The organism is Celeribacter neptunius, assembly GCF_900113955.1.
Taxonomy (GTDB): Bacteria; Pseudomonadota; Alphaproteobacteria; order Rhodobacterales; family Rhodobacteraceae; genus Celeribacter; species Celeribacter neptunius.
In genome coordinates this window covers 838,602-853,692 of sequence record NZ_FORH01000001.1, presented here as the reverse complement: position 1 = coordinate 853,692, position 15,091 = coordinate 838,602, and the positions used below count along the sequence as shown (strand labels likewise).

At 61.6% G+C, this 15,091-nt stretch carries 13 protein-coding genes; 5 read left to right on the top strand and 8 right to left on the bottom strand.

What is annotated here, in order from left to right:
- The 4 genes from pstA to BM151_RS04200 all read right to left on the bottom strand — a co-directional run bounded on the left by pstA (window position 1) and on the right by BM151_RS04200 (window position 5,400).
- Window positions 1-1,356 carry a phosphate ABC transporter permease PstA gene (gene pstA / locus BM151_RS04215; RefSeq protein WP_090057872.1) on the bottom strand — a complete coding sequence of 452 codons (1,356 nt, stop codon included), beginning with the start codon at window positions 1,354-1,356 and terminating at the stop codon, window positions 1-3.
- Window positions 1,356-2,822 carry a phosphate ABC transporter permease subunit PstC gene (gene pstC / locus BM151_RS04210; RefSeq protein ID WP_090057868.1) on the bottom strand — a complete coding sequence of 489 codons (1,467 nt, stop codon included), beginning with the start codon at window positions 2,820-2,822 and terminating at the stop codon, window positions 1,356-1,358. The genes pstA and pstC overlap by 1 nt, the downstream gene beginning before the upstream one ends.
- Window positions 2,823-2,950: 128 nt before the next feature.
- A complete protein-coding gene (locus BM151_RS04205) occupies window positions 2,951-3,982 on the bottom strand; it encodes a substrate-binding domain-containing protein (protein ID WP_090059185.1) in 1,032 nt (343 codons plus the stop codon).
- Between the two features lie 350 nt (window positions 3,983-4,332).
- The gene (locus BM151_RS04200) at window positions 4,333-5,400 is read right to left on the bottom strand and encodes a sensor histidine kinase (protein ID WP_090057864.1); all 1,068 of its coding nucleotides are present in this window, start codon (window positions 5,398-5,400) and stop codon (window positions 4,333-4,335) included.
- A gap of 234 nt (window positions 5,401-5,634) precedes the next feature.
- Here BM151_RS04200 and BM151_RS04195 point away from each other — a divergent pair, with 234 nt between their 5' ends.
- Complete coding sequence (locus tag BM151_RS04195) at window positions 5,635-6,048, top strand: hypothetical protein (RefSeq protein WP_090057860.1); 414 nt, start codon at window positions 5,635-5,637, stop codon at window positions 6,046-6,048.
- Window positions 6,049-6,084: 36 nt separating this feature from the next.
- Here the strand turns inward: BM151_RS04195 and BM151_RS04190 are convergent, their stop codons facing one another.
- Window positions 6,085-6,615, bottom strand: coding sequence for a gamma carbonic anhydrase family protein (locus BM151_RS04190; RefSeq protein ID WP_090057857.1), 531 nt, complete (start codon window positions 6,613-6,615; stop codon window positions 6,085-6,087).
- A complete protein-coding gene (gene gmk, locus BM151_RS04185) occupies window positions 6,612-7,259 on the bottom strand; it encodes a guanylate kinase (protein WP_090057853.1) in 648 nt (215 codons plus the stop codon). The genes BM151_RS04190 and gmk overlap by 4 nt, the downstream gene beginning before the upstream one ends.
- 757 nt (window positions 7,260-8,016) lie before the next feature.
- Here gmk and BM151_RS04180 point away from each other — a divergent pair.
- Window positions 8,017-8,772, top strand: coding sequence for a PAS domain-containing protein (locus BM151_RS04180; RefSeq protein WP_245781090.1), 756 nt, complete (start codon window positions 8,017-8,019; stop codon window positions 8,770-8,772).
- Between the two features lie 271 nt (window positions 8,773-9,043).
- On the opposite strand, the gene BM151_RS04175 is transcribed toward BM151_RS04180, so the two are convergent.
- Together BM151_RS04175 and BM151_RS04170 are read right to left on the bottom strand one after the other, a co-directional pair.
- Window positions 9,044-10,414 (bottom strand): class II 3-deoxy-7-phosphoheptulonate synthase, encoded by a 1,371-nt coding sequence (locus BM151_RS04175; protein WP_090057849.1) that lies wholly within the window; start codon window positions 10,412-10,414, stop codon window positions 9,044-9,046.
- Between the two features lie 216 nt (window positions 10,415-10,630).
- Window positions 10,631-11,794, bottom strand: a complete 1,164-nt coding sequence (locus tag BM151_RS04170; RefSeq protein WP_090057844.1) for a PQQ-dependent sugar dehydrogenase — start codon at window positions 11,792-11,794, stop codon at window positions 10,631-10,633.
- Window positions 11,795-12,191: 397 nt separating this feature from the next.
- Between BM151_RS04170 and BM151_RS04165 the strand changes: the two genes are divergently transcribed.
- The 3 genes from BM151_RS04165 to BM151_RS04155 all read left to right on the top strand — a co-directional run bounded on the left by BM151_RS04165 (window position 12,192) and on the right by BM151_RS04155 (window position 15,081).
- Entirely contained in the window at window positions 12,192-13,367 is a 1,176-nt protein-coding gene (locus tag BM151_RS04165) for an ABC transporter substrate-binding protein (protein WP_090057840.1), read from the top strand.
- Between the two features lie 209 nt (window positions 13,368-13,576).
- Complete coding sequence (locus tag BM151_RS04160; protein ID WP_090057837.1) at window positions 13,577-14,377, top strand: ABC transporter ATP-binding protein; 801 nt, start codon at window positions 13,577-13,579, stop codon at window positions 14,375-14,377.
- Window positions 14,374-15,081, top strand: a complete 708-nt coding sequence (locus BM151_RS04155) for an ABC transporter ATP-binding protein (protein WP_090057832.1) — start codon at window positions 14,374-14,376, stop codon at window positions 15,079-15,081. Before BM151_RS04160 ends, BM151_RS04155 begins: the two co-directional genes overlap by 4 nt.
- Window positions 15,082-15,091 lie beyond the last annotated feature (10 nt).

Here is a 15,091-nt window from a genome sequence, read left to right as displayed (position 1 = left end):
TTACCAGCGGCGCTCGAAGCGGCGGCGCAAAATGACAGCGATGATGTTCATCGTCATCAGGAACAAAAGAAGGATGATGATCCCGCCCCAGGCGCGTTCATAATAGGCCGGATCGGCGCGTTTTGCCCATTCGTAAATCTGCGCGGGCATGGCCGAGTTGGGATCGAGGAAGCCGGAGGCAATGCCATCGGGCATGTTGGAGGCGATATAGCCGATCATGCCGATCAGCAGGAGCGGCGCGGTCTCGCCCAATGCCTGCGCCAGACCGATGATCGTCCCGGTCAGGATCCCCGGCATCGCCAGCGGCAGCACATGGTGGAACACCGACTGCATCTTCGAGGCGCCGATGCCGAGCGCGGCATCGCGGATCGAGGGCGGCACGGCCTTGAGCGAGGCCCGAGTCGAGATGATGATCGTCGGCAGGGTCATCAGGGTGAGCACCAGACCGCCCACCAGCGGTGCCGATTGCGGCAGATGCGCGAACTGGATGAACACCGCCAGACCGAGGATCCCGAAGACGATCGAGGGCACGGCCGCGAGATTGGAGATATTCACCTCGATCAGATCGGTCCATTTGTTCTGTGGCGCGAATTCCTCGAGATAGATCGAGGCGGCCACACCGATGGGCAGCGCCAGCGACAGCACCACCAACATCATGAAGAAGGAGCCGACCATCGACACCCCGATCCCGGCCTGTTCCGGACGGCTCTCGGAGGCGTCGGCGCCAAAGATGAAATCGGCGTTGAACGTGGTCTCCATCAGACCGGCCTTCACCATCTGATCGGCAATATCGAGATGCTCGGCGTCGAGATTCTTGTCACGCGCCAGCGCCTCGCGGGTCACGCGGCCTTTGAAATAGCCGTCCACACGCGACGAGGCCAGGAGCCGGAAATCGACGGTCTGACCGACGAGATCGGGATTGGCGAGCACGGTGTCGCGCACCTGCGCCGGCGCGGAGGACGACAGAATGTCGGCGACGTCCTTTTCTTTCGCGAAGGGGATCTCGATCCCCTCGGCTTTCAGCGCCGCGATCAGCGCATTGGTGATTACCGGCTTGTAGCCGAATGTGGTGACCTTGGCCATTTCCGCCGGGTCGCGGTTGCCGTTCTTGTCGAGCTTGGCCTCCGGCAATTCGACCGAAATGGTCACGAAAGTCTGTTTGAACGCCGGGATGCCGTTCGAGATGATGGCGCTCAGGAGCGCGATCAGAAAGAACAGGCCAAGGGCGATGGCGCCAATGCCATAGGCCTTGAACCGGGCTTCGGCGGCGTTGCGGCGCTTGGTGCGGGCGGTCTCTTTGAACAGAGAGCTACCCTTGCCGGCGGCGGGGCTGTTATCTGCGGTAAAATCGGACATCAGTCATACTGCTCCCGGTATTTGCGCACGATCACGAGCGCGAGAATGTTGAGCCCGAGGGTGATGACAAAGAGCGTCATCCCGAGGGCAAAGGCCACGAGCGCTTCGGCAGAGGCGAAATCGGCGTCACCGGTGAGCTGCGACACGATCCGCGTGGTCACCGTGGTCATGGCTTCGAACGGGTTCATGCTGAGCCGGGCTGCGGCCCCGGCGCCCAGGACCACGATCATGGTCTCGCCGATGGCGCGCGAGGCGGCCAGAAGGATGGCGCCGACGATGCCCGGCAGAGCGGCCGGCAGAACCACCTGTTTCACGGTTTCGGATTTGGTGGCGCCGAGCCCGAGCGAACCGTCGCGCATCGCCTGCGGCACGGCGTTGATGATGTCATCGGAAAGCGAGGACACGAAGGGAATGAGCATGACGCCCATCACCAGACCGGCGGTCATCACCGAGCGCCCGCCCTGCATCCAGCCGAGACCGCCATCTTCACCGAAGACATTCATCAGGAGGGGCCCGACGGTCAGCAGTGCAAACAGACCGTAGACGATGGTCGGGATGCCGGCGAGCACCTCGAGAAGCGGCTTGGCGATGGCGCGCACTTTCGGGCCCGCGTATTCCGACAGGTAGACGGCAGCGAAAAGCCCGATCGGCACGGCCACGACCAGCGCGATCAGCGAGACATAAAAGGTGCCCCAGAACAGCGGCAGGATGCCAAGCTCGGAGCCGCCGCCAAAGGAGGGCGACCAGGTGGTGCCGAAGAAAAAGTCCATCGCCGGGTAGAGCTTGAAAAACTCGATCGTGTTGAAGATCAGCGACAGCACGATCCCGACCGTGGTCAGAACGGCGAGCGACGCGGCGCCGATCAACAGGCCCAGGAGCACTTTCTCGACCTGGTTGCGGGCGCGGTAGTCCTTGTTGGTGCGCATCAGCGCATAGGCGAACCCGGCCAGCGCCGCGGCCAGAACCGCGCCGGTCATGATCCAATGCCCCACGGCATTCATCACCCGGTATCTCTGGGCGGCTTTCAGCACATAGGCCTCGACATTGGAGCCGAGCGCCACCCCGACCTCGCCCAGACGCGCCCGGATATCGGTGAATTCGGTGCGGATGTCACGGGCCTGTTCGACGCTCAGCGCGCCTTCCTGCACCGCGATATCAAGCCCCTCTGCGACGCGTTTCACATCCGACATCACAAGGTTCAGCGAGCCGGCGTCGGTATAGGCGCTTTCGGGGATCATCGAGGAGATCTGGCCGTGGATCACCATCGGTTGCGCGATCAGCCAGAGCAGCAGCACGGCTAAGCCCGGGATCAGCGTCGCAAGCAAGACGTTCGAGCCATAATAGCTCGGCAGGGAATGAAGCTGACGGATATCGCCGCCGGCGTTGCTCAGCGCACGGCTGCGCCCAAGAACAAAACCAATGAGGCCAAGGGCCAGAACGAGGAGAATGAGCCACAATATGGGCATGTGCCGCTCCTTGTGCGGGACGGAGAATACGTCCGTTGCAGGATTGTCATGAACCGGGGAGCCCGGATGGGAAGCGGCGCAGGGGGATCCCCGCGCCGCCGCCAGTGTCTTCAGAAAGCCAAGGCGGCTTACTGCATGGTGTCTTCGGCTTCGATCGCAGCCTGGGTCGAGGCCAGTTCCGGATCGGAGACGAGGCCGTATTCGGCAAGCGGGCCGTCCGGGCCAGCCATGTCGTCGGAGATGAAGAACTCAGCGTATTCTTTCAGACCCGGGATCACGCCGATGTGGGCTTTCTTCACGTAGAAGAACAGCGGGCGGGAGACCGGGTAGTCGCCGGAGGCGATGGTCGCGGTGGTGGCTTCAACGCCGGACATGGTCGCGGTTTTCAGCTTGTCGGTGTTGTTCTCGTAGAAGGCGAGACCGAACACGCCGATGCCGTTCGGGTTGGCGTCGATGGAGGCCAGCGTCTCGGTGTAGTCGCCGTCGATGTCCACGGATTTGCCATCGGTGCGAACAGACATACAAGCGTCTTCCGCGTCGTCTTCGGACATGCCGGAAGCAACCATGGCGTCGTAGGCGCCGGTGGCTTCACAACCAGCGACGAGCACTTTTTCTTCGAAGACTTCGCGGGTGCCGTGCTTGGTGCCCGGGATGAAAGCCATGATGTCGGCAGCCGGCAGATCGGCGTTGAAGTCAGCCCACTGAGCGTAGGTGTTGTCAACGATTTCGCCGTCTTTCAGGACTTTGGCGCCCAGAGCGTTGAAGATGTCAGCCGGTTCGAATGCGGTGAAGGCCGGGCCGTTCAGCTGGGAGGCGAAGACGATGCCGTCATAGCCGATGCGAACCTCGATGATGTCGGTCACGCCGGCTTCGGCACAGGCTGCGATCTCTTTGTCCTTGATCTTGCGGGACGCGTTGGCCACGTCGATGGTGTTTTCGCCAACACCTTCGCAGAAGCGTTTCAGACCAGCGGAGGAGCCACCGGATTCCACGACCGGGGTCGGGAAGTCGAAGTTTTCACCGAAAGCTTCAGCGACGATGGAAGCGTAGGGCAGAACGGTGGAAGAACCGGCGACCTGCACCTGGTCACGGGCGGCGGCGGCGGTGGCCGAAACGGCGGCAATCGCGAGCGCGGAAGCGGTCAGTTTCACAAAGGACATCATATGCTCCTGAAATTTGCTTGTGTCCGAGAGCATCATTGCCCTCTCGATCGGCGGTTTAGGATGGCGTTGCAATGCTTTTGTGAAACTAATGTAACAGTTTCATGACAACCGGGGCGATTTTCCTAGACATCTTGCCGATTACCCCAGAAAAACCCGGATTTTCATAGGGATCTGTGACGACAATTTAAGAAATGTGACAGTCGCTTTTGTCGCGAGGATCGTCCCGAGCCCCTTGTTCCGCCGATTGCGACGGGAAATATGACACGATGTGACGCGACCAAACGTGACACGACCCAAGCGTGTTCCGACCAAAGCCAAACGCAGCCCAAGCGCGGGCTGTCGAACCCTTATTCGTAAGGCAGGATCACCGAGAAACAGCTGCCCTGCCCTTTGTGGCTCTCGATCCTGAGACGCCCGCGGTGGCGATTGAGAATATGTTTCACGATCGCCAGGCCGAGCCCGGTGCCGCCCATTTCACGCGAGCGGTGCGAATCCACCCGGTAGAATCGCTCGGTCAGGCGCGGGATGTGTTGCGAGGCGATCCCCTCACCCTGATCAGAGATATCGACCCGGATCGCCGAACTGCGCATGGTCGGCTCCACCGTGTGCGAGGTCATGCAGATATGGACCTCCTTGTCGCGGCCGCCATATTTGATCGCATTCTCGATCAGATTGGTGAACACCTGGGTCAGCTGGTCATGATCGCCCGGCACCATCTCGGAGGTCTCGGCCCCCTCGACGATCAGTTTCACATTCTGCTTCTCGGCCACCGGTTGCAGGCTCAGCACGACGGAGCGCAGCACGGCGGGGATATCCACCTCTGCCGTCGGTCGCACCCGGCGCTCGGATTCGACCCGGCTCAGGGACAGAAGATCGCCGACGATGCGATTCATCCGCTTGGCTTCGCGATCCATGATCGTCAGGAACCGCTCCCGCGCATTGGCATCCTCGGCCGCCGGGCCCAACAGTGTTTCGATGAAGCCCAGCACCGCCGTTAACGGCGTGCGCAGCTCGTGCGAGACATTGGCAACGAAATCGCGCCGCATCTGTCCGGCTTCCTGCACCTCGGTCTTGTCCTCGAAGGCGATCGTGACACAGGCGAAATCCTCGACGATCACCGGTCGGAGCGCCACGTCATAGACCAGATCGCGCTGGCTTTCGGTGATCCTGTAGGTGGCATCGGCCGGTTCCGAGAGCCGCAGCACGTTCTCGATCGCATCGAGCAGGATCGGTTGCCGCAGCACGGTGATGTAATGCCGCCCGACCATGGATTCGTTGAACAGGGCCCGGGCCGGCGCATTGGCGGCCATGATCCGCTCGTCGCGCGCGATCACCACGACGGGCAGCGGCATGGCATCGGCCATCGCGCTCATCATTTCTTCGCCGTGGGTGATCTTGTGTCGGGGATATTGCATGGACCGTCCTGTCTGGGCGCTTGGGGTACTGCGCGCATGTAACATTTTCATGACAAGCGGGCGGCTCCAAGGGGCGAACGTGCGATTTCATTCCCCTTGAGCACGTCACATCGTGCGTAATTGATTTCGCATTTTGCAAAAGATTGCGAGTTTGGCAAGAAAACTATTGCATTTTCGACACATAGCGACTTTTCTCACAGGTACAACTGCGACACATTCTGAGGTTCATGGCTCATGGGAACCATTCGACAGGCCATCTTCGGGGAGCTGATCAGCCCTCTCGACAGCAGACAGCTGCGACAGAACCATGTGATCCTGATGGTCGGGGAACCGCAGGACATGCAGGGGCTGAAATGCCATTTCCCCAAAACCGCACAGTTGTTTTGCCTCGCATTCGGTGATCTCACGCCGGAGCTTCTGCGGAAAATGGCCCCCGACAGCGTCATCGCCCCGGCCATGGGGAACACTTTCGATTGTCTGGATCTGGCGCGTCTGTTGCAGGCGGCGGAATTCAAAGGCGCCTATCGGATTCTGGCCGGCGACCTGCCCCGCCCGGACATCATCCGGGCCGAGCTGCGCACGCTCTATCCACAGCTCAGCTGCGATCTTTTGCTGCCGGCGCCGATGCAGGTGGACGCGCTGCACTGAGCGCGCGCGCCCGGACCGCCGCCGGGGGCGCGGCCTTTAGCCGATTTTTTCCAGCCCGTCGCGATAGCGTCGCGCATTCTGCTGGTAATGCAGCGCCGAGGCCCTGAGCCCCTGGATCTGGGTCTCGGTGAGCTGACGCACCACCTTGCCTGGGCTGCCCATGACCAGCGAACCGTCGGGGATCTCCTTGCCTTCGGTGATGAGCGCACAGGCGCCGATCAGACAATTCTTACCAATCTTGGCGCCGTTGAGCACGGTCGCCCCCATGCCGATCAGGCTGTTCTCGCCGATGCTACAGCCGTGCAGCATCGCCTTGTGGCCGATGGTACAGCCGGCGCCGATGCTGAGCGGATAGCCGATATCGGTGTGCAGCACGGAATTTTCCTGGATATTCGTGCCGGCGCCGACATAGATCGTCTCATTGTCGCCGCGGATCGTCACCCCGAACCAGATGCTCGCCGCCTCTTCGAGCACCACCTTGCCGATGACATTGGCATCCTCGGCCACCCAATAGTCGCCGTTTTCCGGCAGCACCGGCGCATGGCCGTCCAAAGCGTAAAGCGTCATCCTTCCACCTCCTCGAATTCAGACTGAAGATCGCGCACGAAACTCAAAAGCCCGGGCTGCTGGGCCCGGCGTAGGCGTTCGGCCTCGATGATGGTCTTGAGCCGCGCGAACGAGGTCTCAAGATCGTCATTGACCAGCACATAGTCATAGCCGTCCCAATGGCTGATCTCGTCCCAGCTCTTCTGCATCCGCTTGGCGATCACCTCGGGCGCGTCCTGACCGCGCTCTTCGAGACGGCGGCGCAGCTCGCGGATCGAAGGCGGCAGCACGAAGATCGACAGCACATGGTCGCGCAGCACGGAATTGGCGATCTGCTGCGCGCCCTGCCAATCGACATCGAAAAGCACATCGCGCCCGGCCTCGATCGCGGTGCGCACCGGCGCGGCGGGAGAGCCGTAGAAATTGCCGAAGACATGGGCATGTTCGAGCATCTCGCCCTTGGTCACCATCTCCTTGAACTCCGGCTCGCCGACAAAATGATAATCCTGGCCATCGACCTCGCCCGGGCGCGCAGCCCGGGTGGTGGCGGAGACCGAAAAGCTCAGCGTCTCGTCCCAGCCCATCAATTTGCGTGCCAGCGTGGATTTGCCCGCGCCGGAGGGAGAAGAGAGGATGATCAGAAGACCGCGCCGCTCAGTTGCCATATCGTCTTTCCTTTGACGCTGCCGGGTGGGCCCGGGGATTGGCCGCGCCTGCGTCTTCGCCCGATCAAGGAGCGAATGGGCGAAGGCGCCGCATCCTGTTCATATCGTCCTGTTCTATAGCGGCCCGGATGCCGCTTGACCAGCATCGCCCAGAACCGCCCGGCTATCATCCAGCATCGCCCTACCCGACCTTCGCCTGGCATATCAGGCCGATTTCGGCGCAATTCCCGGCCTCGCCCCGCGCGCCGGAGTCGGAACCGGGGCGAAACAAAGGCGAGCGCGCCGAATTAAGGCGCATAGATGCGGTCAATTGTGACCGGATTATGGTGGCAGTGTCCTGAATTGAGACTCACCTGCCGGCCGCATTCGTCACATTCCCGCCTCATTTCACCCGATTTTAACGGTTCAGCAACGTTAAGAGGCAGATATGTACAAATTTATCGAATTCCGCATTTTGATCCCGATCATGAAATATTTTCGCAATTCCTATTTCGAACGCGGGGAAGGAATATCTGTAAGTATTTGATAAAACAGCATTTGGAAAAACAGCCACGATATTTTCTTGAGAAATTGCTTACCAAATCCTCACCGGTTTCCCGTCAATCTTACGCAAGCTGTTAACCATTGGTTAGGTTTTCCCTCCAAATTGGGCAAAGTCGTGTCATATTCAGGTCAACGCCGCGGTGATCAACTGCAGCACATCAGATCAAGTTAGAACATGCCCCGACGGGCCAACCGCAAGACGATAGGTGATGAGATGAAAATTGAATATGTCAGTGGCTCAAACGTCGTTTCTCTCATGCCCCGTCGCAACGAGATGCATTTCCCGGCGCTCAAAACGGTCGAGGCCTATTGGGACGGTCTTCGCAACGGTCGCCCGGTTCCGGCACGGGCCGAGATCGATCCGCGCGGCATGCAATCCGCTCTGGAATTCGCCTTCATCCTCGAACGCATCGCACCGGGCGTGGCCCGTTTCCGTCTCGCCGGCATGCACCTCACCGATCTGATGGGCATGGAAGTCCGCGGCATGCCGCTCACCGCCATGTTCGTGCCGGAGAGCCGCGCCAAGATCTCCGAAGCGCTGGAAGCCGTGTTCGAGACGCCGCAGATCACCGTGGTGACGCTCAAGGCCGAACGTGGCATCGGTCGCGGCGCCATGGATGCCCAGCTTCTGCTCTGCCCGTTGAAATCCGACCTCGGCGATGTCAATCGCATCCTCGGCTGCCTGCAGTCGAAAGGCGAAATTGGCCGTCAGCCGCGCCGCTTCGAAGTGGTGGATGTGGCTTCCCGCCCGCTGCTCTCGGACAACCCGACGGATCAGACCTTTGACACCACCGCCAAAGGCACCCCGATCCCGGCCGGATTTGCCGAAGCCAAACGCGCCTTCGACGAGACCCGCAAGGCCGGCGCCGGCGATGAAGCCAGCGCAGAGCGCCCTGCCCCGCGTCAGGACCCGATGGCCGCAGCGCGCCGGAGCAAACCGGTGCTGCGCCTGGTGAAAACCGACAGCTGAGTGAAAACCGACAGCTGATCCAGAAAGAATTCACGCACAAACGCTCGTGCCGCGCCCGGGACATCGGGCCGACGGCACCATGAAAGGCGCGACCCGGTGGTGGGGTCGCGCCTTTTTGTTGTTCCCGTGTTCTTTGGTGCCCCGGTCTTCATGGCAAGGCGAAACACGACAGACGCCTCGCCACCACCGATCCGGCATAAAACCGTGCGGCATAGAAAAGCCGGGCCCAGATCGCTCCGGCCCGGCTTCCAACGCTCTAATCTGCGACCTCTCAGGCGGAGGCGGCGATGTTCTGCGGCGTCTGGCCTTTTTGCAGCTCTTCGGCGACGAGGAAGGCCAGTTCCAGCGCCTGGCTGGCGTTGAGCCGCGGGTCGCAGGCGGTGTGGTAGCGATCCGACAGGTTCTCATCGGAGACCGCGCGCAGACCGCCGGTGCATTCGGTGACATCCTTGCCGGTCATCTCGAAATGCACGCCGCCGGGGACGGTGCCGTTTTCGCGATGCACGGCAAAGAATTCCTGTACCTCGGTGAGCACCCGCTCGAACGGGCGGGTCTTGTAGCCGCTCTCGGATTTGATCGTGTTGCCATGCATCGGGTCGCAGGACCAGACGACATTGGCGCCCTCGGCCTTCACCGTCTCGATCAGGCGCGGCAGGTTGTCCCCGACATTGCCGGCGCCGAACCGTGCGATCAGGGTCAGACGCCCCATGTCGTTGTTCGGGTTCAGCTTGGCCATCAGCACCTTGAGATCTTCGGCGGTGGTGGACGGGCCGCATTTCAGCCCGATCGGGTTCTGGATGCCACGGCAGAATTCCACATGCGCCCCGTCCGGCTGACGGGTGCGGTCGCCGATCCAGACCATATGGCCGGAGCCGGCAATGGTGGCGCCGGTGGTGCTGTCGACACGGGTCAGCGCCTCTTCATACTCGAGCAGCAACGCCTCATGCGAGGTGTAGAAATCCACGGTGTGCAGATCGTGGTTGTTCTCGGAGGTGATCCCCGCCGCTTTCATGAAATCCAGGGAATCCTGAATGCGGTTCGCCATGTCGCGGTATTTCTCCGCCTCATCGGCCTCGGTAAAGCCGAGCGTCCAGGCATGCACCCGGTGGATATCGGCAAAGCCGCCCTTGGAGAAGGCGCGCAGCAGGTTGAGCGACGCGGCGGCCTGGGTATAGGCCTGCAACATCCGCTGCGGATCGGGAATGCGGGCTTCCGGGGTAAAATCAAACCCGTTGATGATATCGCCACGGTAGGACGGCAGCTCCACCCCACCCGCGGTCTCGGTCGGGGCCGAACGCGGTTTGGCGAATTGCCCGGCCATGCGACCGACCTTGATCACCGGCACCTTGGCGCCGAAGGTCAGCACCATGGCCATTTGCAGCATCACCTTGAACGTGTCGCGGATCTGATCGCCACCGAATTCGGCAAAGCTCTCGGCGCAATCGCCGCCCTGCAACAGGAAGGCCTCACCGCGCCCGGCTTTCGCCAGATCGGAGCGCAGACGACGGGCCTCGCCGGCAAAGACGAGCGGCGGATATTTGGCAAGCTGAGCCTCAACAGCGTTCAGCGCGGCCTCGTCCGTATACTCGGGCATCTGCACACGCGGTTTGTTGCGCCATGCGGTTTTCACCCAATCCGTCATCGTCTTCACTCCAAAGATGGTTTTTCGTTCTCCTCCCGCCGAGGGCAAGCCTGCTCTCGGTCGGTCCATGACTTATAGAGGCAGGACACGGGTGAGAAAACCCAAAAGAGTCAGGAAATATCGCAGAATTCGAGGGCAGATGCCCAATTCCTGCGCGTCATGAAACCGTTACGCAATTTGACTGCGGCGGAAACGCCCGATCCCGTGCAAGCCGGCTTACTGTGCCGGGCTGATCCGGTAGGCCGCGCCCTCGATCACCGAGAGAAACCAGATCGATCCGTCGGGGGCTTCCTTGATGTCGCGCACCCGTCCGGTCTCCGGCCATTGCCATGTCTGCTGATCCCACGTCTGCTGCTCCCATGTCTCAGGCGCCATCACCGCGATATAGTCGAACTTCAGCGAGCCGATCAGATGTGCGCCTTTCAAGGCGGGGAACAACTCGCCCTGATAGATCGCATGGCCCGAGGGCGCGATCGACGGGGTCCATTGAAAGCTCGGCGCGACGGTGCCCGAGAGCGCCGTCGGAGCGAAGCGGCCTCCACCGTAGTTTTCGCCAAAGCTGGTGAGCGGCCAGCCGTAATTGCCGCCTTTCTCCACACGATTGATCTCGTCACCGCCCTGTGGCCCGTGTTCGTTGATCCAGAGCTGGCCGTCGGCATCGAGGGCTGCACCTTGCGGATTGCGATGCCCATAGGACCAGATCGCCGAGAGCGCTTCTTCGCTATCTGCAATGGAGGTGTCGGAACTGGAGCTGCCGGTAAAAGGATTGTCCGCCGGAATGGACCCGTCGCGGTTTAGCCGCAGCACCTTGCCATTGGCGCGCGACAGATCCTGGGCGGCGTCGCGCTCCCCCCGTTCTCCCACGGTCAGAAACAGCGTGCCATCCGGCGCCTCGACGATCCGGGAGCCGAAATGGTGGCTCCGGCGCGATCCGTTCGCCATGGTGAAAAGATCCCGAAACCCGACCAGCGCACCATCGATCAGCCGACCGACGCCGAGCGCCGTGCCGGCCCCGCCCCGCATCGGCTTTGAGTAGCTGAGAAACACCTCGCGGCTCTCGGCAAAATCGCGCGGGATCATGATGTCGAGCAGACCGCCCTGCCCGCTTTCCCAGACCTCCGGGGTGCCGGGAACGATCATGGCCTCGCCTTCGGAGATCCGCAACAGCCGCCCGTCGATCTCGCTGACGAGGATTTGCCCATCGGGCAGGAACTCGATCGCCCAGGGCTCCTCGAGACCGGCGATCATCTGCGTCACCTGCACCGCGACCGATCCCGCCCGCCGTTCTGCCGCCAGAGCCGGTTGTGCGATGAGCGACAGGGGACTAAGCGTGGCCGCAAGCAGCAGAGCCGTGCGAGGTTGAAACTGAGATGCGGTCATGCGGGTCTCCAATATGTGTCGGCAATATCTGTCGGCGCAATACGGTTGCTCCTGACTGCTGCTCCTGTGGTGGGCTGCTCCGGCGAGGCCGTCTCTTTGAGCTAAGGCAACTTGCCGGCGTTTCAACGTTTGGTGCCTGGCCAGCCGCCGCGAGCCGCCGCCGCGAGTCGGGCCCTCGCGGCGGTGTTTCCACCGCCTGTTGCGTGACGTTTTCCCCCGGCTTCGCCCCGAACACACGTAAAAGATGAAAAATTCATCCCCGCCCGGCAGGTTGACGCCTCGTTTTTTAAGCGAATGCTCCAAATCCGGGCACGTTCTCTCGCCGTTCTCTTTCCAATCGGTCAAAGCCGTTCTAGGCTCCGCCGCAGGATAAGATCCAAACAGGGAGAATTCTCATATGAAAAAGCTGCTTCTGGCTTCCACCGCCGCAACCCTTCTGGCCGGTGCCGCCGTCGCTGAAGAGGTCAAGGTCGGTGTGATCCTCGGCTTCACCGGTCCGATTGAATCGCTGACCCCGGATATGGCGGCAAGCGCCGAACTCGCCATGAAGGAAATCAGCGACAGCGGTGCTTTCCTCGGTGGCAGCACCATCACGCCCGTGCGCGCCGACAGCACCTGTGTCGACGCCGCTGCGGCCTCTGCCGCCGCCGAGCGCCTGATCACCTCCGACGGTGTCGTGGCGATCATGGGCGCCGACTGTTCCGGCGTGACCGGCGCGGTCCTGTCGAACGTGGCCGTACCCAATGGCGTGGTGATGATTTCGCCGTCGGCGACCTCGCCGGGCCTCTCCACCGTCGAAGACAACGGTCTGTTCTTCCGCACCTCGCCGTCCGACGCCCGTCAGGGTGAGGTTCTGGCCGATGTGCTCGAGGAAAAAGGCATCAAATCGGTGGCGGTGACCTACACCAATTCCGATTATGGCAAGGGTCTCTCGGACGCATTTGCCGCCGCCTATGACGGTGAAATCACTATCAACGCCTCGCATGAGGACGGCAAGGCCGACTACTCCGCCGAGATCGGCGCACTCGCCGCCGCCGGTGGCGAAGTGCTCGTGGTGCTCGGCTACGTGGACCAGGGCGGCAAGGGCATCATCCAGGCCGCCGGCGACACCGGCGCGTTCGACACCTTCCTGATGGGTGACGGCATGTATGGCGACAGCCTGATCGCCGATCTCGGCGACATCGTCGAAGGTTCCATGGGTATCGTGCCCTGGGCCGAAGGCGAAGGCACCGACGCGTTCAACGCGCTGGGCGAAGCCGCCGGCATCAACGTCTCTTCCGCCTACACCCGTGAAAGCTATGACGCCGGTGCGCTGATCGCGCTGGCCATGGCCAAGGGCGGTGCCGCCACGAAAGAAGCCGTGGCCGCCAATGTGCTCGACGTGGCCAACGCACCCGGCGAGCCGATCCTGCCGGGGGAACTCGACAAGGCGCTCAAGATCCTCGCCGAAGGTGGCGACATCGACTATGTCGGCGCCACCAATGTCGAGCTGATCGGCCCGGGCGAAGCCGCCGGCACCTACCGTTACTACACCGTCACCGACGGCGCTTTCGAGACGGTCGATATCCGCTGAGCTCGACCATGACAACGGCAGGGCTCCGGCACAGTTCGGGGCCCTTTGCCATTCAAAAGAGGCGTAAAACGCCCATTTTCACGCCAGATCAGGCGCTGAAACGACGAAAATTGCGCGACATGGCCTTTCGGTCGCTCACGCAATCGCTTATGCCGCAGCCACACTGGGACAGGCTCATAAAACGGCACCGAACGAGGGGATAGAAACATATGATCGAAGTGCGTGATCTTCACATGCATTTCGGCGGATTTCGCGCAGTCGACGGCGCTTCCTTGACACTCAGGGAAGGCTCGATCACGGGGCTCATCGGCCCCAATGGCGCGGGGAAAACGTCGCTTTTCAACTGTATCGCCGGGGTTCTCACCCCGACCTCGGGACAGGTGCTGTTCAACGGTGAGGAAATCACCGGGCTGAAACCGCATGAGCTGTTTCACAAGGGCATTCTCAGGACCTTCCAGATCGCCCATGAGTTTCATTCGATGACATGTCGCGAGAACCTGATGATGGTGCCCGCCGGTCAGTCGGGCGAGACGCTGTGGAACACCTGGTTCGGCCGCAAACGCATCGCCGACGAGGAACGAGCGCTCCGTGCCAAGGCGGACGAGGTGCTGGAATTCCTGACGATTTCCCATATTGCCGATCTGAAAGCCGGGGAGATTTCCGGCGGTCAGAAAAAGCTGTTGGAGCTTGGCCGCACGATGATGGTCGATGCCAAGATGGTGTTTTTGGACGAGGTCGGCGCCGGGGTGAACCGCACCCTGCTCTACACCATCGGCGACGCGATCAAGCGCCTGAACGTCGAGCGCGGCTACACTTTCTGCATGATCGAGCATGACATGGATTTCATCAAACAGCTCTGCGATCCGGTGATCGTCATGGCGCAGGGCAAGGTCATGGCCACCGGCTCCGCCGAGGACATCATGCAGAACGAAGCGGTGATCGAGGCTTACCTGGGCACCGGTGTGAAGAACAAGAAGACAGACACAGAGAATGGGGAGGCAAGCGCATGACCTTCCTCCACGCCAATGAAATGCGCGGCGGCTATGGCAGCGGCGCGGATATCCTGCACGGCTGTACTCTCACCGTGCAAAAGGGCGAGATCGCGGTCATTGTCGGCCCCAACGGCGCCGGCAAATCCACCGCGATGAAGGCCGTTTTCGGCATGCTCAACCTGCGCGAGGGCCATGTCCATCTCGACGGAGAAGACATCACCAAGCTCTCGCCGCAGGAGCGCGTACACAAGGGCATGGGCTTTGTGCCGCAGACCCATAACATCTTCCCGACCATGACGGTACGCGAGAACCTCGAGATGGGCGCCTTCATCCGTTCCGACGATATCGAGCCGACGATCGAACAGGTCTACGAACTGTTCCCGGCGGTCTATGAAAAGCGCAACCAGAACGCCGGCGAGCTCTCGGGCGGGCAGCGGCAACAGGTTGCCGTGGGGCGCGCCTTGATGACCCAGCCGAAGCTTTTGATGCTGGACGAGCCCACCGCCGGCGTCTCGCCCATCGTCATGGACGAGCTCTTTGACCGGATCATCGAGGTCGCCAAGACCGGTATCTCGATCCTGATGGTGGAACAGAACGCGCGTCAGGCGCTGGAGATCGCCGACAAAGGCTATGTGCTGGTGCAAGGCGCGAATGCCTATACCGACACCGGCGCCAACCTTCTGGCCGATCCGGACGTGCGCCGGACGTTTTTGGGGGGCTGAGACATGGGTC